The sequence below is a fragment of the Agrococcus citreus genome (assembly GCF_039527715.1).
GTDB lineage: Bacteria > Actinomycetota > Actinomycetes > Actinomycetales > Microbacteriaceae > Agrococcus > Agrococcus citreus.
The window spans coordinates 62053-84209 of sequence record NZ_BAAAKK010000001.1 but is presented as its reverse complement, the minus strand read 5'-3'; the positions used below and the strand labels follow the sequence as shown (position 1 = coordinate 84209).

The window sequence follows — 22157 nt, the reverse complement described above, 5'->3', positions numbered from 1 at the left end:
GGCTCGGCGCCGACGGCGTGCGCGCGGCGCGCGAGCGCCACGACGCGTCGGTCGCCGAGCTGCCGCCCGAGGCCCACCGGCTCGCGCGAGGCGAGCCCGTCATCCCGACCGTCTTCCGCTGAGCCGACAGCAGCCCGGGGCAGACCGGCTCGGGCCGGTCGCGGCCTACTCCGAGCGGAGCTTCTCGTAGATGTCCTTGCACGCGGGGCAGATCGGGAACTTCTCGGGGTCGCGCCCCGGCGTCCACTTCTTGCCGCACAGCGCGCGCACGGGCTTGCCCGAGAGCGCCGACTGCAGGATCTTCTCCTTCTTGACGTAGTGGGAGAACCGGTCGTGGTCGCCGTCCTCCACCGACTCCTCGTTGAGGAGCTTCTCGAGCTCGCGGTCGAGCACGTCCGTGCCGCCGCCCGCCCCGATCGTGCCGGGGCCCGCCGTGTCTGGTCCGGGAGTCTGCGTCATGCCTCCATGCTCCCACGCTCGGGACGGGCGCGCTCAGCCTGCTCTCTGCTCGTGCCGTCATGCTGATGGATGCGCCGGGCGCGGGCCCGGCACCGCGACGCTCGCCGTCAGACGTAGGGGGAACCATGCAGGAGATCGACCGCGACGATGACCTCGGCTGGCTCGTCGGCACGCTCGACCGCATCCTCGGCGTCCAGCGCCCGCTGGTGGTCAACCACCTGCGCTCGCTGCGCCGCAAGCACCCGGAGCTCACGCCGCAGCAGGTGATCGATCGGCTCGAGAAGCAGTACCTCGCCGCGGTCACGAGCGGTGGCGCCGCCGTCGGCGCGACGGCCGTCGCGCCGGGCATCGGCACCGCCGCCGCGCTCGGGCTCACGGTCGCCGAGACGGTCGGCTTCCTCGAGGCGAGCGCCTTCTTCGCGCAGGCCGTCACCGAGGTGCACGGCATCCCGGTCGAGGATCCGGAGCGCGCCAAGGCGCTCGTCATGGGCCTCATGCTCGGCTCCGGCGGCAAGGCCCTCGTCAAGCGCGTCGCCGCGCAGTCGATGGGCGGTGGCGCCGCCGGCACCGCCTTCTGGGGCGAGCTCGTCACCTCGCGCCTGCCCACCGGCATGATGGGCCAGGTCGTCGACTTCCTCCGCCGCGCGTTCCTCAAGCGGATGGCGCGCAACACCGGCGCGTCGATGATCGGCCGAGCGATGCCGTTCGGCATCGGCGCCGTCATCGGCGGCGTCGGCAACAACATCCTCGGCCGCCAGATCGTGCAGGCGGCTGGCGAGGCCTTCGGCCCCGTGCCGCTCTCGTTCGACCCGAGCCTCGCGCCGGTCGTGCGCGAGGTGCGCCCGAGCCTCAGCGAGCGCATCCGCGATGCCCGCGAGATCGAGCGCGAGGGCTTCGGCGGCGGCCTGCGGCGGCTCCGCGAGCGCCGCGCCGAGCGGCGCGACGCTCCCCCGGTGGACGAGGACCTGCCGCTCGAGGACAGCGAGCCGACCGACCCGGGGCGAGCCGACTAGGTCAGCTCCCCCAGCGTCACCTCGGCCTCGGCCTCCTGGCCGTCGCGCAGGTAGGTGACGGTGACCGCGGTGCCCGCCGCGTGCGCGCGCACCTGCGCGGTCGCATCCGTCGCGCCGGTCACCGGCTGCCCCTCGATCGACGTGATGACGTCGCCCTCCCGGAGCCCTGCCGCAGCCGCGGCGCCGCCGTCGACGACCTCCCGGATGAGCGCGCCCACGGTGCCGACCGAGGCATCCGTCACGTCGCTCACCGATGCGCCGAGCAGTCCGTGGCTCGCGCTGCCCTCGGCGATGATCTCGTCGACGACGCGCTGCACGAGGCTCGACTCGATCGCGAAGCCGATGCCGATCGAGCCCGCGGAGTCGCCCTGGCCCATGCTCGCGATCGCGACGTTGACGCCGACGAGCTGGCCCGATGCGTTGAGCAGCGCACCGCCGGAGTTGCCCGGGTTGATCGATGCGTCGGTCTGCACGACCGGGATCGAGATGTCCTGCTGCGCCGCCTGCGTGCCGTCGGGCTGCCAGAACCCGAACGGCTGCTGCTGCGACTCGTCCTCCTCGCTCGGCGCGGCGCTCGAGGCGATCCGGAGCCCGCGGTCGACCGCCGAGACGATGCCGTCGGTGACGGAGTTCGACAGGCCCAGCGGCGCGCCGATCGCGATCGCCGTGTCGCCGACGCGCACGTCGTCGCTCGCGGCGAAGGTGATGACGGGCAGCTCGGCGTCGACCCGGATGACGGCGAGGTCGACGACGGGGTCGGTGCCGACGATCTCGGCCGCGAGCAGCCGGCCGTCGCTCGTCTCGACCGTGATGGCGGCGTCGGCGGACTGGCCGTCGAGGGTGACGACGTGGTTGTTCGTGACGATGTAGCCGCCGGCCGCGACCGCCACGCCCGAGCCCTCGCCGGAGCCCGAGCTCGACGTCGCCTGCACGGTGACGACGGATGGGCCGGCCGCGGCGGCGACGTCGGCCACCGTCTGCGGGTCGGAGACGGGCTGCGCGGACGTGCCGGACTGGGCCGCCGCTTGCGTCTGCGGCTGCTGCTGGCTCACGGCGAGCGCGCCGCCGCCGAAGCCCGCGGCGCCGCCCAGGAGCGCGGCCGCGACGATCGAGGTGACGGCGAGCCCCGCGCGACGGCGAGACCTCGGCTCCCGCGCGACGGACTGCTGCTGCCCGCTCTGCGGGTAGCCGAAGGTGGGCTGCGCGGCACCGGGCCGCTGCTCGCCGAACGCGTACGGGCGGGTGGCGGAGGCGTTCGGCTGGTAGCCGCTGGGGAGGGAGCCGATGGGCTCCGAGCCGCCGGGCTGGGACGGCCCCAGCTGGTAGGCGGCGCTGGGCCGGTAGGTGGGCGGCTGGGGCACGGACGACGCGGGACTGCTCGAGGACTGGGGCTGCTCCGGCTGCTGCCGGCCGCGCCAGCGGTCATCGGCGGGCTGCTGCGGTCCGGCCGGGTTCGGCACGCGATCGTACGGGTTCGTCATGGGTTCGATCGTGCCATCGCAATCCATGCGGATCCCATGCGGTCCCGATGTCGACGGTCGGAACGAGCACCGGAGCGAGTAGCGTCGGAGCATGGAGCAGGCACCCTGGCAGCGCACGGCAGCCGGCGCGGGACTGCTCGGCACGGACGGGCGGCTCGCGCCGACGATCTTCGCCGAGATGACCGCGCTGGCCTCGAAGACGGGAGCCCTCAACCTCGGGCAGGGCTTCCCCGACGAGGATGGGCCGCGCGCCGTGCTCGACGCCGCGAAGCACGCGATCGATCACGGCAGGAACCAGTACGGGCCGGGCCGCGGCTGCCAGGAGCTCATCGACGCGGTCGTCGAGCACCAGCGGCGCTTCTACGGCATCGGCCTCGGCCGGGGCGATGTGCTCGTCACCGCCGGCGCGACCGAGGCACTCGCCGCGACGATGCTCGCCTACCTCTCGCCCGGCGACGAGGTGATCGTCTTCGAGCCCTACTACGACGCGTACGCGGCGATCGTCGCGCTCACCGGTGCGGTGCTCGTTCCCGTGCCGCTCGTCGCGCCCGACTTCCAGCCCGACCCCGACCGGCTCCAGCGCGCCTCGACGCCGCGGACGCGCATGATCGTCGTGAACTCGCCGCACAACCCCACGGGCGCGGTCTTCAGCGAGGACGCGATGCGGCACATCCTGCGCGTCGCCGAGCGGCGCGATGCGATCATCGTCACCGACGAGGTCTACGAGCACCTCGTCTACGACGAGCGGCACGTCCCGATCGCCTCGTTCGGGGCCGCGCGCGATCGCGTCGTCTCGATCTCGTCCGCCGGCAAGACGTTCTCGGTCACGGGCTGGAAGATCGGCTGGATCATGTCGACGCCCGAGCGCATCGCGCAGATCACCGCGGTGAAGCAGTACTTGACGTTCGTGAACGGCGCGCCCTTCCAGCCCGCCGTCGCGGTCGGCCTGCGGCTCCCGGACGAGCACTTCGACACGACGGTGCAGTCGTTCGCGCGCAAGCGCGACATCCTCGCCCGCGGGCTGCGGCGGGCGGGCTTCGCGGTGCACGACGCGATGGCCGGCTACTTCCTGCTCGCCGACGCCGCGCCGCTCGGCATCGACGACGCGACCGCGCTCGCGCGCCGGATGCCCGAGCTCGTGGGCGTCGCCGGCATCCCGCTGTCGGCGCTCGCCCGGCCGTCACGGCGGGACCTGCGGTCGACGATGCGCTTCGCGTTCTGCAAGTCGGACGACACGCTGCGCGATGCCGCGTCGCGGCTCTCGGGCCTCAAGGACGCCGTGCTGCAGCCGACGCGCTGAGCTCAGGCCACGCGGTAGCGGCGGTTCGCGAGCGAGGGGTTCCGCACGCGCGTCGCCGCGGTCACCGCGGGATCGATCGGCGCGATCGCGACGCCCTCGCCGTCGCCGAGCGCCGCGAGCGGCACCCCCATGGGGTCGACCACGAGCGAGCAGCCGACGCCGAGCGGCGGCGACTGGTCGGCGGCGACGACGTGCACGGTCGACTCGATCGCGCGCGCGGTCACGAGCGTCGTCCAGTGCCGCTCCTTCTGCGGACCGCGCACCCACTCGGCCGGCACGACGACGACGTCGGCCCCGGCATCCACGAGCCGCCTCGTCGCCTCCGGGAACCGCAGGTCGTAGCAGGTCTGGATGCCGATGCGCGTGCCGAGGGCCTCGACGACCGGCAGCTGCGCGGGGTCGCCGGCGGTGAGCCAGTCCGACTCGCTCGAGCCGAACGCGTCGTAGAGGTGCACCTTCCGGTACGCGGCGCGCACGCCCGTCGCGTCGACGGCGACGACCGTGTTGGCGACGCCGTCGTCGAGGCGCTCGACGAGCCCGGCGATCACGAGGGCGTCGTGCGCGGCGGCGCGCTCGAGCAGCATCCCGACGAACGGGCCGTCGATGGCCTCAGCCGCCGCGTGCGCCGTCGCGGCGAGGTCGCTCGAGCAGTGCTGCGAGTACTCGGGCAGCACGATGAGGCGCGCGCCGCGCGCCGCGGCCGCATCGATCCAGCCGGCCGCCGCTGCCCGGTTCGCGTCGACGTCCTCGGTCGGCGCCCACTGCACGGCAGCCGCCAGCAGCACCGGCGACGCGGTCGGGCGCTGCTCGGCGACGGGCAGCTCGGAGGGTGTCTGCTGGCTCACGCATCCAGCCTACGCAGGAGCCGTGGCGCGCTCAGCCGCGGGATGCCAGGATCGAGTCCGACGAAGGGAGCAGGATGCTCGTCGCATTCTCCGTAGCCCCAGGCACCGCAGGCCCAGACGGCTCCGTGCACGACGCGGTCGCCGCCGCCGTGCGCGTGGTCCGCGAGAGCGGCCTGCCGCACCGCACCGACGCCATGTTCACGACGATCGAGGGCGAGTGGGACGAGGTGTTCGACGTGGTGCGTCGCGCGACCGTCGCCGTCCTCGCCTCGAGCTCGCGCGCATCCCTCGTCCTCAAGGCCGACATCCGCCCGGGATGGACCGGAGAGCTCGACGGCAAGGTCGTCAGGCTCGAGCACGCCCTGGAGGGGGACGCATGAGGAGTGAGCTGTTCGCCGAGGCGAATCAGGAGACCCAGTCGACCGAGCGCTGGGTGAAGCAGTCCAGCAAGATGCTGCGCATCAACGTCTCCGGCGGCGGCGACGTGCTGGCCGCGAAGGGCGCGATGGTCGCCTATCAGGGCCAGATGGAGTTCCAGCACGAGGGCGCGGGTGCCGGGCGCATGCTCAAGAAGCTCGTCACGGGCGAGGGTGCGCCGCTCATGCGCATCCGCGGCGAGGGCGAGGTGTTCCTCGCGCGCGACGCCGCGAACGTGTTCACCGTGCAGCTCGAGAACGAGGGCCTGTCGGTGAGCGGCAAGAACCTGCTCGCCTTCGATCCCGCTCTGCAGTGGGACATCAAGATGCTCCGCAGCGGCAACATCATGGCCGGCGGGCTGTTCAACCTCGAGCTCGGCGGCGTCGGCACGGTCGGCATCTCGTGCGAGGGCCAGCCGATGCTGCTCGACTGCTCGCGGCAGCCGACCTTCGTCGACCCGAACGCGGCGGTCTGCTGGTCGTCGAACCTGCAGCCGAGCGTCGTCAACAGCATGAACATGCGGTCGCTGCTGCGCGGCGGCACGGGCGAGGCGTTCCAGCTCGCGTTCCACGGCCCCGGCTTCGTCGTCGTGCAGCCGAGCGAGGGACGCCAGCAGGTCTCGGGCTCGAACGGCGGGTCGAGCTCCGGCGGCGGACTGGGCTCGCTCTTCGAGTAGCGCGCTGGCGCTGGAGCCGAGCTAGCCGCGCTCCCCGCGCGCCGCCCACGCGACGGCGCGCACCTCGAACGGCGGCTCGGGCAGCAGCTCGCGGCAGCGCTCGCGCAGCTGCGCCCGCGCCGCGTCGTCGAGCGCGGCGACGTGGTCGCCCGCGGGCCCGACCCCGAGCTCGAACGGCCCCCACCACGCGTCGGCGTCGGCGAACGGCACGGTCACCGCGATCGGCTCCTCGACGACGTCGCGGATGCCGGCGGCCGCGAGGATGCGCGAGAGGTCGCCCGGGTGCGAACCCGGCCTGGGCGCCTCCGACGGCGGCTCGTCGGGACCGGTGTGCAGCGACGCCACCGCGGCCCAGAACGTGCCGAGCGGGCCGGTGGCGTGGTCCCAGACGCACGCGGCGATCGTGCCGCCGGTCCGCGTCACGCGCGCCATCTCGCGGAGCCCCTGCTCCGAGTCGCGCATGAAGTGCACGACGAGCTGCGCGAGCGCCGCGTCGAACGCCTCGTCGGGGAACGGCAGCGACTCCGCCACGCCCTCGAGCACGCGCGCCGAGGGATGGCGCGCGCGAGCCGCTTCGACGAAGCTCGGCGACGGATCGATCGCGGCCGTCTCGGCACCACGGCGCAGGAGCTCTGCGGTGAGCGCGCCGGGACCGCTCCCGACGTCGAGCACCCGGCCTGCGCGAACGCCGGCGAAGTCGGCGAAGACGCCCGCGAGCGGGGCAGAGAACCTGCCCATGAAGCGGTCGTACGACTCGGCGGCGACGGCGAAGCCCATGCGCAGAGGCTACGCGCCGCGCCGCTCGACCGCTGGACCCGATGCTCGCTCCTGCACCCGGGTGCTCTCGGGTCCGGCTGTGAGAACGGGGTACCGAGGCCCGGTCACCGGCTCGGGACTGGCCTGGAACGCAGAAGAGGCCCCCTTGCGGGGGCCTCTTCGTGTGCCGCAGTTCGCGGACTTCTGTTGCGGGGACAGGATTTGAACCTGCGACCTCCGGGTTATGAGCCCGGCGAGCTACCGAGCTGCTCCACCCCGCGGCACGAGATGAAACATTACCAGGCACTCTGCCGCGGGGCAAATCGCCCCGAGCGCTGCGCTCCTAGGGCGCGGTCGTCTCCTCCGGAGCCGGCTCGGGCGCCGGCGTCTCGCCGCCCTCGGCGGGCACGCCCTCCACGGGCACGTCGCCCTCGATCTGCGCTGACAGCCGGATGGCGTCCGCGAGCGCCGCGGTGAGCCGCTCGTCGGCCTCCGCCGCCGCCACGAGGTCGTTCTCGGCATAGGCCGCCTGGCGCTCCTGGAGGGCCGTGCCGGCCTGCTGGATGGCCGCGTCGAGCTGCGTCTGGAGATCGGTCTCGGGGGCGGGGGTCTCGCCCTCCTCCGGGGCCGGCGGCACGTCGGAGTCGCCGGCCTGCGCGCCGGAGTCGCCGCCGAACAGCGAGTCGAGCGCCTCGTCGAGCGTGTCCTCGAAGGCGATGTCGTCACCGAACGCGACCAGGATCTTCCGCAGCACCGGGAACGACGTCGCACCCGTCGACTGCAGGTAGACCGGCTGCACGTAGAGCAGGCCGCCGCCCACCGGCAGCGTCAGCAGGTTGCCGTTGAGCACCTCGGTCGAGCCCTGCTGCAGGATGTTGAGCACCTGCGAGACCTCGGCGTCGGTGTCGAAGTTGTTCTGCACCTGGCCGGGACCGGGGATCGAGCCCTCCTTCGGCAGCATCTGCAGCGTGAGCCGGCCGTAGTCCTCGCTCACCTCGCCTGCCGTGCCTCCGGCATCCGCGTTCACCGAGAGGTAGCCGTAGAGCACCTCTCGACCGTCGCGCGGGATGAACGTGGAGTAGAGCGTGAACGCGGGGTCCTGACCATCGACCGACATCGTGAGGTAGTACGGCGGCTGCGGCGGCGCGGTGACCTGCGCGTTCGACCACGTCGGGTCAGACGGGGTCGCCCACTGGTCGTCGCCCGAGAAGAAGGTCGCGGGGTTCGTCACGTGGTAGTCGCCGAGCACGTTGCGCTGGAGCTTGAACATGTCGGCGGGGTACCGCACGTGCTCCATGAGCTCGCCCGACATGGCGCTCATCGGCTGCACCGTGCCCGGGTAGATCGCCGTCCACGCCTGCAGGATGGGGTCCTCGGCGTCCCACGCGTAGAGCGTGACCGAGCCGTCGTACGCATCCACCACGGCCTTCACGGAGTTGCGCATGTAGTTGACGATGTCGTCGGCGGTCAGCGCGGGGTTCGCGTTCGTGACGTCGGCGATCGTCTGCGCGATCGAGCGGTGCGACGAGTACGGGTACATGTCGGTGGTCGTCATGCCGTCGACGATCCAGACGAGCCGCTCATCGACGACCGCGGGGTACGGGTCGCTGTCGAGCGTCAGGTAGGGCGCGACCGCGGCGACGCGCTCGCGCGGGTCGCGGTCGTAGAGGATCTGCGAGTCCTCGGTCACCGCGTCGGAGAGGATGATCTGCTCCGACTGGAACTTCAGCGCGTAGACGAGCCGGTTGATGAAGCTGTCGAGCTTCGGCCCGCCGTCCTCGGCGAACGTCGTGTTGGCGTTGCCGCTGCCCTCCTCCGCGGAGCGCGGGTAGTCGAGCTCGAGCGGTGCCGAGCCCTCCGGGCCGCCGACGATCGAGTAGTCGGGCGTCGACTCGCCGAAGTAGACGCGCGGCTGGTACTCGCCGAGCGCGCCCTCCGTGGGGATGCCCTGCTGCAGGAAGACCGGCTGGCCCTCCGGTCCGCGCTGGTTGCCGTACGCGGCGACGACGCCGTAGCCGTGCGTGTAGACGATGTGGCGGTTGTACCAGCTGTCCTCCTCGAGCCCCGAGAGGTCGAGCTCGCGGACCGCGATGACGGTGTCCTGCGTCTGCCCGTCGATCTCGTACCGGTCGACGTCGAGCTGCTCGGCGAAGCCGTAGTACTGGCGGTACTCCTGCAGGTTCGCGAACGCGTCGGTGACGAGCGCCGGGTCGATGATGCGGATGTTCGCCGTCGTCTCCGCGTCCTCGCGCAGCGCGCCGGGCTCGGCGTCGGTGCGCGCGTCCGACTCGGTCTCGACCATGTCGTCGACGTCCCACGCGGCGCGGGTCGCGTCGATGTTGCGCTGGATGAACGGCTCCTCGAGCGTCCTGGCGCTCGGGTCGACCTGGAAGCGCTGCACGATCGCCGGGTAGGCGACGCCCACGACGAGCGACGCGGCGATGAGGAGCGCGGTGCCCACGATCGCGATGCGCCAGCGGCCGATGATGGCGGTGACGATGAAGAACAGCGCGACGAGCCCGGCGATGCCGGCCATGATCTGCGCGCCGGGGATGGTGGCGTTCACCTCGGTGTAGCCGGCGCCGGTCGCGAGGAAGCCCTGCGAGGTCATCGCGAGCGACGCGTACTGGCCGAGCCAGATCGAGACGCCGAGCGCGAGCATGTAGAGCGCGACGATGATGGCGAGCTGGATGCGCGCCGACCGGGAGATGCGGAACTCGCGGCCCGTCACGCGGATCGCGCCGTAGAGGTAGGCGGTCGCGAGCGTCGCGACGCCGCTGATGAACAGGACCGCGAGGGCGAACCCGACGATCTGCTGGTAGAGCGGCAGCTCGAAGACGTAGAAGCTCAGGTCGAAGCCGAACTGCGGGTCGGTCTCGCCGAAGGGCGTGCGGTGCAGCCACAGCTGCGCCGTCTCCCACTGGGTGGCGGAGGCGATGCCGGCGAAGAGGCCGAGCACGACGGGCGCGGCCCACATGACGACCTGGCGCAGCGGCTCGACGAGCTCCTGGTAGCGGTCGAGCTGCGAGTTGAGCTGCGCGTAGACGGGCCGCGAGCGGAACGCGATCTGCACGCTGAGCGCGAGCGGCACGGCCATCGCGAGGAAGCCGATGAGGAACATGACGCCCATCGACAGCCAGCGGGTCTGCAGCACCTGCACGAAGCCGAGCTGGTCGAACCACAGCACATCGGCGTAGAAGCCGGAGAAGAGCACGAACGCGCCGATGATGGCGGCGACGATCAGGATCGTGATCAGCAGCGGCGATGGCCGCTGCCTCCTGATCGTCGCGGCGGGCGGTCGTTCGGCGTTTGCAGACACGTCGGTAGCTCCAAGCTGCGGTGCGGGCGGTGCCCCTCATCGTATCCGGCGCGGCTGTGCGGCGAGCGCCGCGGGGAGCGCCGAGAGCGAACTACGCGCCGGCAGCGGCGGAGGTGCAGGTCGGCAGCGCGGAGGTGTCGGCGTTCATCGCGACCGTCTCGATCGCGGTGATCGCGTCGTCCAGCGTGTCGACGGCGAACACCGTCAGCCCGTCGGGCACGTGGCCGGCGACCTCGGCGCAGTTCTCGACCGGCGCCAGGAAGTGGCTCGCCCCGGCGTCGACCGCGCCGTGCATCTTCTGCACGATGCCGCCGATCGGGCCGACGTCGCCGAGGGCGGCGATCGTGCCCGTCCCCGCCCAGCGCGTGCCGGCGGTCATCGCGCCGGGCGTCAGCTCGTCGACGATCCCGAGGGCGAACATCATGCCCGCGCTCGGCCCGCCGACGTTGGGCAGCTGGATGTCGACCTCGAAGGGGAACTCGAACTCGTTCGACGGGTAGATGCCGACGATCTTCTGCTCGCCCTCGACGGCCGGCGTCACCTCGAGGGTGAGCGGCTCCCCCGAGCGCTCGATCTCGAACGTCGTCGGACCGTCGACCGCGGCGATGGATGCGCGGATCGAGTAGACGTCGAAGGCCTGCTCGCCGTTGACGCGCAGGATGCGGTCGCCCTCCTGCAGCACGCCCTCGGCGGGAGAGCCGGGGATGACGCCGGCGACGCGCACGTCGCTCACGACGTCGAGCCCCTCGTGCAGCAGCGCCGCGGCGACGGCGGCGGACTGCGAGTTCTGCATCTCGATGCGGCCGGCCTCGTTCGACTCCTCGACCGACAGCTCGGGAGGGAAGGCGGCCTCCATCGGGATGATGGAGTCGGAGGGGTCGAGGTAGGCCTCGGCGACGTCGACCCACGTGAGCGGCCGCTGCGGGTTGCCGAGCAGCGACACCGTCAGCAGGCGCAGCTCCCCCTCGGTCGGGTACGTCTCGGCGCCGTCGATCGAGATGAGCGGCCCGGCCTCGGTGTCGCCGAGCGTGTCGAAGGTCGGCCCGGGAGCCTCGACGACGTAGGGCGACGGCAGCAGCGCGAGGGCGAGCGACGCGACGGCCGCGATGCCGAGCCCCACCCATCCGGCCCGGCGCACACGACGGGGCCGCACGTCCGGGAACCGGTGCTGAGCCGGGTGTTCGCGGACGGCGGAGGACGGGATGGGCGGATTCCCCGCGGGTTCCAACATGCTGCGGCTAGCGTAGTCGCATGCCTGAGGACTCCGAGGATCGACGCCCTGAGGACGAGCTGCGCGAGATGCTGCAGCGCTTCCTGTCCGGTGATGGACCGATCGATCCCGCCCGCCTCGCCGGCGCCGCGGGCATGCCGTCCGATCCCGTGCAGCTGCAGGCGCTCATGGCCCAGCTGCAGGCGGCGCTCTCGCGCACCGAGGACGGCATCGACTGGGAGGCGTCGAAGCGTCAGGCCGCCGCGGTCGTGCAGCGCGACCCGGGCTCGGTCTCGAGCGCCGAGCGCGACGCCGTGCGCCAGGCCGCAGACCTCGCGGCGCTGTGGTTGAGCGAGACCACCGACATCGGCGCCGCCGCGACCGAGCTGCGGCTGCTCTCGCGCCAGCAGTGGGTCGACGCCACGATCCCGGTGTGGCAGGAGATGAGCGAGCCCGTCGCGAACAGCATCTCCGACGCGCTCACCGCCGCCATGCAGGAGCACGCGCCCGAGGAGGCGCAGGAGATGCTCGCGGGCGCCGAGCGGATCCTCCGCAACGTCGGCGGCACGATGTTCGCGATGCAGCTCGGCAACGTCATCGGCCAGCTCGCCGGAGAGACGGTCGCGGGCGGCGACTTCGGCTTCCCGCTGCTCGACGGCGACGCCGCGCTGCTGCCCGTCAACCTGCGCGCGGTCGCCGAGGGGCTCGAGATCCCCGAGGACCAGGTGCGCATCTGGATGGCGGCGCGCGAGCTCGCCCACGCGCGCCTCTTCCACCACGCTCGCTGGCTGCGGCTGCACGTGCTCTCCTCCGTGCGCGAGTACGCCGAGGGCATCCGCATCGACGTCGGCCGGCTCGAGGAGCTCGCCGAGTCGTTCGACCCGACGAACCCCGAGGAGCTGCGCGAGGCGCTCAAGAGCGGCGCGCTCATCCCGCCGAAGACGCCCGAGCAGGTCGAGACGCTCGCGAAGCTCGAGACGACGATCGCGCTCATCGAGGGATGGGTCGACGCCGTCACCGAGTCGGCCACCGCCCGGCTGCCCAAGCGGGAGTCGATCGCCGAGATGGTGCGCCGTCGCCGAGCGACCGGCGGCCCTGCCGAGAAGGCGTTCAGCACGCTCGTCGGGCTCGAGATCCGCCCGCGCCGCCTGCGCGAGGCTGCCGCGTTCTGGCGCACCGTGACGGATGCCGTGGGTGCCGACGTGCGCGACTCGCTCTGGGACCAGCCCGACCTCATGCCCGGCGGCGACGACATCGACGACCCGTCGCGCGTCATCGCGCGGCTGCAGGGCGTCGGCGAGCTCGACGAGATGGACCTCGCGCTGCAGGAGCTGCTCGACGACGCCGAGCGCACGCAGGGGGATGACGAGCCGCAGGGCGAGGGCGACGACACCGAGGACGGGCCGACCCCCTCCGCTGGCTGAGCCGAGACCACTGCCCCACCGCGTTCCGCTGGTTGAGCCGCTCCGCGCCGAAGGCGCAGAGCGAGTCGAAACCACTGCCCCGCCAGGCGGGTGGTCTCGACCAGCAGGGGCTGTGGAGAGCCTCCGACGCCGGCGCGCGCGGAGGCGCACCATGCCGCCATGCTGCGCCTCGACCCGCACCTCGCCGTCTTCCGCACCGCGCCCGATCGGATCGCGATCGGCGCCCAGACGCCGATCGCCGAGCTCGACGCCGACGAGCCGACGCTCCGCGGCATCGCTGCGCTCACGCGCGGCGTCGTGCGCCGCGAGCTCGAGCACCTGCTGGGCGACGAGCCCGCCGCGGCACTGCTGCTCGCCGTCGAGCCGGCGCTCGAGGCCGCGCCGCCCGCGCTGCCGGTGCTCGTGCGCGGTCGCATCCCGCTCGCCGCGGCGCTCCACCGCGCCGTCCGGCAGGCGGAACATCCGCGGCCGCTCGGCAGGCGCGCGCCCGGCGACGGCGTGATCGTGCCGGTCGCCGCGTGGCGGCTGCCGGAAGCCGAGACCGAGCGCCTGCTCGCTGCGGGCGACGCGCACCTGCCGGTCGTGGTCGGCGACGTCTGGGTGCAGGTGGGCCCGTTCGTCCCCGCGGGCGCGCGCTGCCCGCGGTGCCTCGTGCCCGATCCCCCGCTGCTGCTCCCCGGCCACCTGACCCCCGCGCCGAGCGCGATCGCGACGGCGCAGAGCGTGGTGACGGTGCTCGGCGCGCTGCGGCGCGCGAGCGACGGTGAGCTGCCCGCGGGGTGGACCGCGCGCATCCGTCAGCGCGACGCGGCGGTCACCGCCGTGCGGCGCTCCCGGGCGCGCTGCCAGCACCGATCTCAGCCAGGAACCGAGATGGCTGCCTGACGGCGTGGCCCGAGTGGCGCGCCCACGTGAGCGAGAGCGAGCGCTGCGCGCGTGTGATCGCGACGTAGAGGAGCCTGCGCTCCTCGTCGATCTCGGCCAGCGACGTCGCGTGCGAGACGGGCAGCAGCCCCTCCGCGAGCCCGATGACGTGCACGTGCTGCCACTCGAGGCCCTTCGCGGCGTGGATCGTCGCGATCGTGACCGATGACAGCGTCGGCTCGTGCTCGGTCGCGGCACGCCGCTGCAGGTCGTGCGCGAAGCCGGGCAGATCGGTGCCGCCCGCCTCCTCGGCGAGCGTGACGAGCGCGTGCAGCGCATCCCACTGCGCGCGCTCCTCGCCGTGCGTCGCGGGCGGCGAGGCGCTGTAGCCGAGCCCCATGACGATGTCGGCGACGGCCTGGAAGAGCGGTCGCCCGTCGGCGGGGGCGCTGCGCAGCATGAGCACGGCGCGCTTGACGACCGGGATCTCGAAGAAGCGCTTCGAGCCGCGCACGGTCGACGACAGCCCGACGCCCGCGAGTGCCTGCTCGAGCAGCCCCGCCTGCGCGTGGAAGCGGGTGAGCACGGCGATCTGGCCCGGATCCGCGCCGGCATCGACCTGCGCTCGGCACGCCGCGGCGACCGCGGCCGCCTCGGCCGAGTCGTTGCCGTGGACCGACACCGAGGGCTCGCGTCCCGGCTGCCCCGACGCGGCGGTGAGGGTGAGCGCGTCGCGGCCGCGCATGAGCCGGTTGGCGCAGCCGACGATCGCGGCGGTCGACCGGTAGGAGCGCTCGAGCCGCACGACCTCGGCGTCGGGGTGGTCGTGCACGAAGCGGCTGAGGCTCGCGGGGTCGGCGCCCGCGAACGAATAGATCGTCTGGCTCGGGTCGCCGACGACGCAGACGTCGCGGCGATCGCCGAGCCACGCCGCCAGCAGCCGCTGCTGCATGGGCGAGACGTCCTGGTACTCGTCGACGGTGAAGTGGCGGTAGCGGGAGCGGATCTCGTCGGCGACGACCGGCTCGCGCTCGAGCATGCCGGTGGTCGCGAGCAGCACGTCCTCGAAGTCGAGCTGGCGCCGCTCGTCCTTGACCCGCTCGTAGGCCATGTGCAGGTCGATCATGGCCTCGGGCGCGATGCCGGTCGGCATCGGGCGGATGCGCGCCTGCAGCCCGTAGTCCTCCATCGTCATCGCCTGCGACTTGCGCCACTCGATCTCGCCGGCCGCGTCGCGCAGCTGGGCGGTCGGCAGCCGCAGCCGCAGCTGCGCGGCGGCGTCGGCGAGCAGCGACGCCTTCTGCGGCAGCAGCTTCGGCATGCTCGAGCCCGTCACGCGCGGCCAGAAGTGCGACAGCTGCGCGAGCGCGGCCGCGTGGAAGGTGCGCGCCTGCACGCCGCCGGCGCCGAGCCGCGCGAGCCTCGTGCGCATCTCGCCCGCGGCGCGGCTCGTGAAGGTGAGTGCGAGCGACGCGTGCTCCGCCTGCTCGCCCGTCGCGACCGCGTACGCGATGCGGTGGGTGATCGCGCGCGTCTTGCCCGTGCCTGCGCCCGCGAGGATGGCGACCGGTCCTCCGAGGGTCGTCGCCGCCTGCCGCTGCTGCTCGTCGAGTCCCGCGAGGATGCGGTCGGCATCGGTCACGAGATGGCCGGTCACGACGCCGGTCCCCCGCCTCGCTCGAGCCAGTCGTCGATGATCCAGGAGGCGATCGAGGTCGGCCCCGGCAGCCGCACGGCGCCCGCGCGCAGCTCGTCGCGCGTGAACCAGCGCACGTCGAGGATCTCGACGCCGTCCGGTCGGATGGAGCCGGGATCGTCGGCGATGCACTCGAAGCCCACCATGAGGCTGCGGGGGAAGGGCCACGGCTGCGAGCCGAGGTAGCGCGGCTCGACCACCGCGAGACCGGTCTCCTCGAGCACCTCGCGCGTGACGGCCGCCTCGAGCGACTCCCCGGGGTCGACGAAGCCCGCGATGAGCGAGTAGCGGTCTGCGGGCCAGGCGGCGTTGTGGCCGAGCAGGATGCGCTCGTCGGCCCGGTCGTGGATGGCGACGATCACCGCGGGATCGGTGCGCGGGAAGTGCGCGCCGCCCGCGGCGTCACGGCGCACCCAGCCGGACTCCTCGAACTCGGCGCGGCTGCCGTCGACGGGGCTGTGGTGGCTCTCGCGCTGCCAGACGCCGAGGGCGACCGCCTGCACGAGCACACCAGCGTCGGCGTCGTCGAGCTCGGCGCCCACCTCGCGCAGCGAGCGCCACTCGGCGCCCGGCACGTCGAAGGGCTCGGCGACGAGCATCGACAGGATCACGCCGCCGCGCGCGCCGTCGGGGCCGACGGCACGGCCGAGCCAGCTGAGCGGCACGCGCGGCCGGACCGCGGCCGCCTCGGCGGGCAGCGCGTCGGGCGCGAACCGCACGAGCATGCCGTCGCGCACGGGCGCGCGGTCGCCCGCGATCGTGACGACGCGGGTCGCCCGATCCTGGAGGGCGCGCTCGACGGCTCCGGGAGCGATCCTCGCCGCGTGGTCGCGATCGAGCGCCGATCTGGCGAGCGGGGGAACCTGCACGTCACCTCCGTCGCGTGGCGCGGCCGCCTGGGGTCCGGCGCGGCCTAGCCTGGCATCCATGAGCACGAACCCCTTCACTCTAGCCGCGCTCGCCACCACCGCCGTCGACGGCCTGACGGTCGTGGGCGCGACCGAGGACGGCTCGGACGAGCACCGCTCGGTCGTGGCCGCGCGACTCGCGGATGGCGAGACGGTGCAGGTCGTGCTGCCCCGGTCGGTGGCGGCCCTGCAGTCCGCGCAGGCGCACGCTGCGGCGCTCGGCGCGCTCACGCTCGCGACCCGCTCGCGCCTGCCCTTCGAGGTGCCGTCGGTGCTCGGCTCGGCGAGCGCCGGCCGATCGACCCTCTTCGTGCTCACGCGCCTCGGCGGCACGGTCATGCGGCTCCCCGACATCTCCCCCGCGCGCCCCGGCCTCGCGACGAGCGTCGGGCAGGCGATCGCCGCGATCCACGAGCTGCCGACCTCGGTCGCGGCCGACGCGGGCCTCCCGCACGAGACCGCGCAGGCGCTGCGGCAGCGGCTGCTCGACACCTTCGATCGCGCGGCGGCGACGGGATCGGTCCCGGCAGCGCTGCTCGAGCGCTGGGAGGGCGCGCTCACCGACGACCGGCTGTGGCAGTTCAAGCCCGCGCTCGTGCACGGCGACCTCCAGGCGCCCGCATTCCGCGTCGAGGGTGCGCGCGTCGTCGGCCTGGACGGCTGGCACGCGCTCGCCGTGGGCGACCCCGCCCGCGACCTCGCGTTCCTGCTCGGCTCGAACGAGTTCGGCAGCGTCGACGAGGCGTTCGACGCCCACGCGGCGGCGCGCGGCATCGGCGACCGGCAGCTGCGGCAGCGCGCGATGCTCCACGCCGAGCTCGACGTCGCGCGCTGGCTGCTCCACGGCGTCGACTCCGGCGATGCCGCGATCGTCGCCGACGCGACCGAGATGCTCGCCTCGCTCGTGCGGCGCGTCGACCGCGACCCGGGCACCGCGATCGCCGCGCAGCAGCCCGAGACCATGGACCTCACCGGGGTGCAGCAGTACCTCGGCGAGACCGGCCCGGTCGACGGCGCGACGGGGTCGCCGCTCGGCGAGGAGCCCCGCTCAGCCGACCGCTGACGCCTCGGCGACCGCCTGCTGCGCGCGCAGCCAGCGCGCCTCGAGCTCGGCGAGCGACTCGATGCGCGCCGGTCGCACGATGCGATCGTGCTCGACGAAGTACAGCTCGGCGTCGACGAGCTCGGGGTCGAGCCGGGCGTGCGCGGCGTACGCGGCGCGGTACAGCGCGAGCTGCAGCTGACGGGCCTCGAGGTCGGCCTCCCCCGAGGGCAGCCGACCCGTCTTCCAGTCGACCACCGTGGCCCGGTCGCCGTCGCGGTACACGGCGTCGATCTTGCACACGACGGTCGTGCCCGCGAGCGGCAGGTGGATCTCGAGCTCGGTCTCGGCCGGCTCCCGGTCGCCGTAGGGCGAGGCGAGGAAGGTGCGCTTGAGCCGCTCGAGCCGCTCCGCGTCGATGCCGACGAGCTCCTCGTCGAGCGCCTCGTCGTCGACGGCGTCGCCGAGCCCGATGGCGCCGTCGCGCCGCTCGACCCAGCCGTGGAAGAGCGTGCCGAGGCGCGTGGCCGCGAACGGCTCCTGCGGCATGGGGCGGGCGATCTGACGCGCGACCGCGACCGGATCGGCGGCCCAGTCCTTGAACCCGGATGCGGCGATGCGCGTCGGGAGCGCGAGCGGCGTCGCCGACCGGTCGGCGAGCAGCAGGTCGATCGCCTCGTCCCACGGCGTCGAGGCGTCCGGATCGGCGGCGTCGACCGCCGCGGCGGCCCGCTCGACGGCCGAGCGCCGGGTGCCGAGCGGGTCGGCGGGCCAGACGGTGCTCGACGCGGTGCCGGCGCGGGGGTTGCCGTCGAGCTTCGAGGCCGGCTCGAGCAGCGTCACGCCCCGCGCCTCGGCGGCGAGCGCGAGCAGTCGCGACGGCTTCGCGGGCGTGGGGCCGGTGCCGTACCACTGCGCGCCCGAGATCCACAGCGCCCGCCGGGCGCGCGTGACCGCGACGTAGGCGAGCCGGTCGCGCTCGCTCTCGTCGAACTCGGCGAGCTGCTCGCGGTAGGCGTCGCGCTCGGCGAGATAGCCGTGCGAGGTCGGCTGCCGCCACCGCAGCTCGGCCAGCAGGCTGCGGTCGCCGCGCAGCTCGTAGGGCACCTTGCCCCAGTCGAGCCAGCCGCGGGTGCTCGGGTCGTTGCGCGACTGCGCGAGCCGCGGCAGCGCCACGACGTCCCACTCGAGGCCCTTCGCCGCGTGCATCGTCAGCACGTGCACCGCGCCCGGCGCGGGCTCTGGCTGCGGGGCATCCGGTCCGCGGTCGGCGTCGAGCGCGTCGAGGTAGGCGAGGAAGGCGTCGAGCGTGCCGCGCTGGTCGGCCGCCGCGAAGGCGTGCGCCTCGCGGGCGAAGGCGTCGAGCACGGCGTGGTGGCGGTGCGCGCTCGCCCCCACCTCGATGTCGAGCCGCAGCGCCTGCTCGACGTGCCGCACGTACTCGGGCAGCGGCATGCCGGCGCGGCGGCGGAGGCCGCGCAGCAGCACCGCCGCCTCGCGCAGCCGCGCGAAGCCGGCATCCGTCGCGCCCTCCAGCCCGTCGGCGTCGACGAGCGCGTCGAGCGCATCGATGATCGACGAGCTCGCCTCGGCGACCACGGCGCTGCGATCGCGGGCGCGCTGCTCGTCGGTGAGGCGTGCGCCCGCGAGCCTGCGGGCGTGGCGCTGCAGCGCCATGAGGTCGGCGACGCCGATGCGCCAGCGGCTGCCGGCGAGCAGGCGCACGAGGCTCGAGCCCTCCTCGGGCCGGCCGAGCACGCGCAGCGCCGCCACGAGGTCGACAGCGGCGGGCTCCTGCAGCAGCCCGCCGCCGCCCCAGCGGATGACGTCGATGCCGAGCTCGCGCAGCGCATCCGCGAGCTCGATGCCCTGCTGGTGGGTGCGGACGAGCATCGCGGCGGTGACGTCGCCGCTGCCGGAGCCCGCTCCGTGCCCTTGCAGCCAGCCGGCGAGCTCGGCGGCCTCGGCCTCGAGCGTCGGCAGGTGCCGCACGGTCACATCGCCGGGCCCTGCCTGGTCGCGAGGCCGCAGCCGCTCGACCGGCACGCCCTCCTGCGGGGGCAGGCCGCGCGCGATGGCGTCGGCGATCTCGAGCACCTCCACGTCGTTGCGCCAGCTGATCGAGAGCGTCATGGCGGTGGTGGTGCCGAAGTGCTCGGGGAAGAGCGCGAGGGTGCCGGCGCTCGCGCCCCGGAAGCCGTAGATCGCCTGGTTCGGGTCGCCGACCGCCATCACCGGTGCGTCGCGGAAGATGCGCCCGAGCAGCTGCAGCTGCAGCACCGACGTGTCCTGGAACTCGTCGAGCAGCACGAAGCGGTGGCGCTCGCGCAGCTCGTCGACCGCGCCGGGGTGGGCGTCGATGGCGTCGAGGGCGAGTCGTACCTGGTCGCTGAACTGGAGCACGCCGAGGCTGCGCTTCTCGGCCTCGAACGCGTCGACGAGGTCGGCGAGCGGGTCGAGCGCGGCGACGCGGCGGCTGTCGTCGGACAGCTGGTCGCGCTGGGCCTTCGTGAGCGCCTTCGCGTCGGGCTCGCCCGGCAGGTCGCGCAGCGCCCCGAACGCGGCGGGGATGCCGCTGCGGCGCAGGCGAGCGGTGGAGACGCGGTGGTCGCCGAGCTCGCCGGCGAGCTGCAGCACCCGCTCGGCGACCTGCGCGGCCGACCCGATCTCGGCGAGCCGGACGTCGTCGGAGGCGCGCGCGACCCGCAGCGCGAGCAGCAGCGCCGCCGGGTCGGTGAGCACCTCGGAGTCGGGGTCGCGCCCGATGAGCAGCGCCCACTCCTTGAACAGCGAGCCGGCGAAGGAGTTGTAGGTCTGCACGACCGGCTTCCGCGTGCGGACGAGCTCCTCGTCGACCAGCCCGGCCTTCGCGAGCAGCGCGAGCTGCACGTCGAGGCGCTCGGCCAGCTCGCGCGCCGCCTTGCGCGTGAAGGTGAGGCCCAGCACCTCGTCGGGCGCGGCCTGCCCGTTGGCGACGAGCCAGAGCACGCGCTGCGCCATCGTGTGGGTCTTGCCGCTGCCGGCGCCCGCCACCACGAGCGTCGGCGCGGACGGCGCCTCGATGACGCGCTCCTGCTCGGGCGTGGGCCGCTGCGGCTCGCGGCCGGCCGCCCGGTCGAGCAGCGCCGCGAGCTCGAGCGCCGTGCGCTGCCGAGGCTCGGCCTGGACGTCGAGGGTCGGGCGGTCGTCGGTCACTCGGTCACCTCGGGGAGGACGTGGATGGCGCACTGGCCGTGGGCGAAGCGCTCGAAGCAGTGCTCCGCGGGCACCGCGCGGAAGTCGGCGCCACCCATCGCAGCGACGGCCTCGGCAAGGTGCGCCTCGAACCGCTCGCGCACGCCCTCGAAGGGCTCGGCGTCGATCGCCTTCTCGCGGCGCTCGAGCCGAGGCAGGAACAGCCGCGCCTCGGTCGCTGCCTGCGGCGGCACGCCGGCGATGCCGCCGAGCGCGATCGCCAGCTGGTAGGCCCGCAGCTGCAGGTTGCCGAGCTCGGCGTGCTCGTCGGGCTTGCGCTTGCCGGTCTTGAGGTCGACCACGCGCACGGTGCCGCCGGGAGCGTGCTCGAGCCAGTCGATCGAGCCGTTGAGCGTCGCGCCGCCCTCGAGCTCGACCGAGAAGCGCGCCTCGCGGTCGGCCGTCTCGACCGTCCAGCCGAGCCCGCGCAGCCGCTGGAAGTAGTCGGCGATCGTCGCGGTCATCGGCGCGATGTCGCCGCGCTGCCGCGCCGCCTCCCAGCTCGACTCGTGCGCGAGCTCGCCGAAGCGCGCGCCGATCGCCTGCTCGAGCTCGAGCGGGTCGGTCGCGTCGTGCTGCTCGACCGCCTCGTGCACGATCGTGCCGAAGCCCGCGGCCTGGCCGCCGGTCGAGCCGGCCACCCGGTCGATCACCCAGGCGACCTCGCAGTCCTCGAGGCTCTGCAGCGACGAGGGGCTCGCGTGCACGGCCTCGACCGCATCGAGCCGCTCGGTGGTCGAGATCGGCGCGAGACCGGCCCACTCGCCGGTCGCGGCGCCCGGGACGCCGGCTGCCGCGAGCCGCCGCAGCGCGGCAGCGGCCTGGGAGAGGTCGCGCTCGTCGCCGTCGGCGGCAGCGCGCACCGCCCGTCGGCGCAGGCTCGCGACGAGGGATCGCAGCGAGTGCCAGCCGCCGTCGGGCGCGGGCGTCGGCTCGATGCCGGCGACGAACGGCGAGGGCTGCTCGTCGTCGCTCTCGACGGCGGTGAGCAGCACGGCCGATCGGGCCGTGGAGAGGGCCTTGAGGAAGGTGCGCAGCTCGTCGTGCAGCACCTCGGCGCGCGCGTCGGCCGTGCCGTCGCCGGCGCCCGGTCCGTCGCCGTCGAGCCGGTTGGCTCCGAGCAGCGAGCCGCGAGCGCGGAGGTTCGGCCAGACGCCGTCCTGCAGCCCGGCGACGATCACGGTGTCGAGCTCGCGGCCGACGAACTGGCCGGGGGTGCCGATCGCGACGCGGGCGGTCTCGGCGCGCGCGGCGAGCGAGTCGTCGTCGACCGACGAGGTGAGCCACGCGTCGACGAACGCGCCGGTGTCGGCGTCGGGCCGCCGCTCGATGAGCCGGGCGACCTGGTCGAAGAGCGCGACGACCGCGTCGAGGCGACGGTTGGCGAGGGTGCGCTCGACGCCCGTGCCGGGCTCGAGCGCCGTGCGCTGCCAGGCCGCGGCCACGCCCGCTGCGGCCCAGACGGCCCACAGCACCCGGTCGGCCGAAGCCGGATCGTCGGCTGCGGTGGGGT

Annotated in this window: 17 protein-coding genes and 1 tRNA gene; 7 read left to right on the top strand and 11 right to left on the bottom strand. The window is 74.0% G+C overall.

Annotated elements, in window-relative coordinates; translation table 11 throughout:
- Positions 1–165: 165 nt before the first annotated feature.
- The gene (locus ABD106_RS00385; RefSeq protein ID WP_343916217.1) at positions 166–459 is read right to left on the bottom strand and encodes a DUF3039 domain-containing protein; all 294 of its coding nucleotides are present in this window, start codon (positions 457–459) and stop codon (positions 166–168) included.
- 125 nt (positions 460–584) lie between these two features.
- On the opposite strand from ABD106_RS00385, the gene ABD106_RS00380 reads away from it, so the two are divergent.
- On the top strand, positions 585–1472 hold the full coding sequence (locus ABD106_RS00380) for a hypothetical protein (protein ID WP_343916215.1): 888 nt from the start codon (positions 585–587) through the stop codon (positions 1470–1472).
- Here ABD106_RS00380 and ABD106_RS00375 read toward each other — a convergent pair.
- Positions 1469–2953 (bottom strand): S1C family serine protease, encoded by a 1485-nt coding sequence (locus ABD106_RS00375; RefSeq protein WP_343916213.1) that lies wholly within the window; start codon positions 2951–2953, stop codon positions 1469–1471. The two genes, ABD106_RS00380 and ABD106_RS00375, sit on opposite strands and share 4 nt — an antisense overlap.
- A 91-nt stretch (positions 2954–3044) precedes the next feature.
- Between ABD106_RS00375 and ABD106_RS00370 the strand changes: the two genes are divergently transcribed.
- Positions 3045–4253 carry an aminotransferase class I/II-fold pyridoxal phosphate-dependent enzyme gene (locus tag ABD106_RS00370; protein ID WP_343916211.1) on the top strand — a complete coding sequence of 403 codons (1209 nt, stop codon included), beginning with the start codon at positions 3045–3047 and terminating at the stop codon, positions 4251–4253.
- A gap of 2 nt (positions 4254–4255) precedes the next feature.
- Here ABD106_RS00370 and ABD106_RS00365 read toward each other — a convergent pair whose 3' ends face one another.
- Positions 4256–5098 (bottom strand): nitrilase-related carbon-nitrogen hydrolase, encoded by an 843-nt coding sequence (locus ABD106_RS00365; protein WP_343916209.1) that lies wholly within the window; start codon positions 5096–5098, stop codon positions 4256–4258.
- A gap of 74 nt (positions 5099–5172) precedes the next feature.
- Here ABD106_RS00365 and ABD106_RS00360 point away from each other — a divergent pair, with 74 nt between their 5' ends.
- Both ABD106_RS00360 and ABD106_RS00355 read left to right on the top strand, forming a co-directional pair.
- The gene (locus ABD106_RS00360) at positions 5173–5478 is read left to right on the top strand and encodes a thiamine-binding protein (protein WP_343916207.1); all 306 of its coding nucleotides are present in this window, start codon (positions 5173–5175) and stop codon (positions 5476–5478) included.
- Positions 5475–6191 carry an AIM24 family protein gene (locus ABD106_RS00355; RefSeq protein WP_343916205.1) on the top strand — a complete coding sequence of 239 codons (717 nt, stop codon included), beginning with the start codon at positions 5475–5477 and terminating at the stop codon, positions 6189–6191. The genes ABD106_RS00360 and ABD106_RS00355 overlap by 4 nt, the downstream gene beginning before the upstream one ends.
- Positions 6192–6212: 21 nt before the next feature.
- Here ABD106_RS00355 and ABD106_RS00350 read toward each other — a convergent pair whose 3' ends face one another.
- From ABD106_RS00350 to ABD106_RS00335, 4 genes are all read right to left on the bottom strand, one after another.
- Positions 6213–6968 (bottom strand): class I SAM-dependent methyltransferase, encoded by a 756-nt coding sequence (locus ABD106_RS00350; protein ID WP_343916203.1) that lies wholly within the window; start codon positions 6966–6968, stop codon positions 6213–6215.
- Positions 6969–7154: 186 nt separating this feature from the next.
- Positions 7155–7228 (bottom strand) — tRNA-Met (locus tag ABD106_RS00345).
- A gap of 62 nt (positions 7229–7290) precedes the next feature.
- On the bottom strand, positions 7291–10266 hold the full coding sequence (locus ABD106_RS00340; protein ID WP_343916201.1) for a UPF0182 family membrane protein: 2976 nt from the start codon (positions 10264–10266) through the stop codon (positions 7291–7293).
- Between the two features lie 91 nt (positions 10267–10357).
- The gene (locus ABD106_RS00335) at positions 10358–11419 is read right to left on the bottom strand and encodes a YlbL family protein (RefSeq protein ID WP_343916199.1); all 1062 of its coding nucleotides are present in this window, start codon (positions 11417–11419) and stop codon (positions 10358–10360) included.
- Between the two features lie 98 nt (positions 11420–11517).
- On the opposite strand from ABD106_RS00335, the gene ABD106_RS00330 reads away from it, so the two are divergent.
- Both ABD106_RS00330 and ABD106_RS00325 read left to right on the top strand, forming a co-directional pair.
- Positions 11518–12900, top strand: coding sequence for a zinc-dependent metalloprotease (locus ABD106_RS00330; RefSeq protein ID WP_343916197.1), 1383 nt, complete (start codon positions 11518–11520; stop codon positions 12898–12900).
- Between the two features lie 159 nt (positions 12901–13059).
- Entirely contained in the window at positions 13060–13785 is a 726-nt protein-coding gene (locus tag ABD106_RS00325; RefSeq protein ID WP_343916195.1) for a hypothetical protein, read from the top strand.
- Here the strand turns inward: ABD106_RS00325 and ABD106_RS00320 are convergent.
- Together ABD106_RS00320 and nudC are read right to left on the bottom strand one after the other, a co-directional pair.
- Positions 13715–15406, bottom strand: coding sequence for an ATP-dependent helicase (locus tag ABD106_RS00320; RefSeq protein WP_343916193.1), 1692 nt, complete (start codon positions 15404–15406; stop codon positions 13715–13717). The genes ABD106_RS00325 and ABD106_RS00320 overlap by 71 nt on opposite strands.
- 11 nt (positions 15407–15417) lie before the next feature.
- The gene (nudC, locus tag ABD106_RS00315; protein ID WP_343916191.1) at positions 15418–16329 is read right to left on the bottom strand and encodes an NAD(+) diphosphatase; all 912 of its coding nucleotides are present in this window, start codon (positions 16327–16329) and stop codon (positions 15418–15420) included.
- Positions 16330–16387: 58 nt separating this feature from the next.
- Between nudC and ABD106_RS00310 the strand changes: the two genes are divergently transcribed.
- The gene (locus ABD106_RS00310; protein WP_343916189.1) at positions 16388–17431 is read left to right on the top strand and encodes a phosphotransferase; all 1044 of its coding nucleotides are present in this window, start codon (positions 16388–16390) and stop codon (positions 17429–17431) included.
- On the opposite strand, the gene ABD106_RS00305 is transcribed toward ABD106_RS00310, so the two are convergent.
- Complete coding sequence (locus ABD106_RS00305; protein ID WP_343916187.1) at positions 17417–20605, bottom strand: ATP-dependent helicase; 3189 nt, start codon at positions 20603–20605, stop codon at positions 17417–17419. The genes ABD106_RS00310 and ABD106_RS00305 overlap by 15 nt on opposite strands.
- On the bottom strand, positions 20602–22157 hold a 1556-nt coding region (locus tag ABD106_RS00300; protein ID WP_343916185.1), incomplete at its 5' end, for a PD-(D/E)XK nuclease family protein. The genes ABD106_RS00305 and ABD106_RS00300, both read right to left, overlap by 4 nt.

Excerpts from the sequence above, each read along its gene's own strand:
- ABD106_RS00385 (WP_343916217.1), bottom strand. The coding sequence starts at position 459 with ATGACGCAGACTCCCGGACCAGACACGGCGGGCCCCGGCACGATCGGG.
- ABD106_RS00380 (WP_343916215.1), top strand. The coding sequence starts at position 585 with ATGCAGGAGATCGACCGCGACGATGACCTCGGCTGGCTCGTCGGCACG.
- ABD106_RS00375 (WP_343916213.1), bottom strand. The coding sequence starts at position 2,953 with ATGACGAACCCGTACGATCGCGTGCCGAACCCGGCCGGACCGCAGCAG.
- ABD106_RS00370 (WP_343916211.1), top strand. The coding sequence starts at position 3,045 with ATGGAGCAGGCACCCTGGCAGCGCACGGCAGCCGGCGCGGGACTGCTC.
- ABD106_RS00360 (WP_343916207.1), top strand. The coding sequence starts at position 5,173 with ATGCTCGTCGCATTCTCCGTAGCCCCAGGCACCGCAGGCCCAGACGGC.
- ABD106_RS00355 (WP_343916205.1), top strand. The coding sequence starts at position 5,475 with ATGAGGAGTGAGCTGTTCGCCGAGGCGAATCAGGAGACCCAGTCGACC.
- ABD106_RS00350 (WP_343916203.1), bottom strand. The coding sequence starts at position 6,968 with ATGGGCTTCGCCGTCGCCGCCGAGTCGTACGACCGCTTCATGGGCAGG.
- ABD106_RS00330 (WP_343916197.1), top strand. The coding sequence starts at position 11,518 with ATGCCTGAGGACTCCGAGGATCGACGCCCTGAGGACGAGCTGCGCGAG.
- ABD106_RS00325 (WP_343916195.1), top strand. The coding sequence starts at position 13,060 with ATGCTGCGCCTCGACCCGCACCTCGCCGTCTTCCGCACCGCGCCCGAT.
- ABD106_RS00310 (WP_343916189.1), top strand. The coding sequence starts at position 16,388 with ATGAGCACGAACCCCTTCACTCTAGCCGCGCTCGCCACCACCGCCGTC.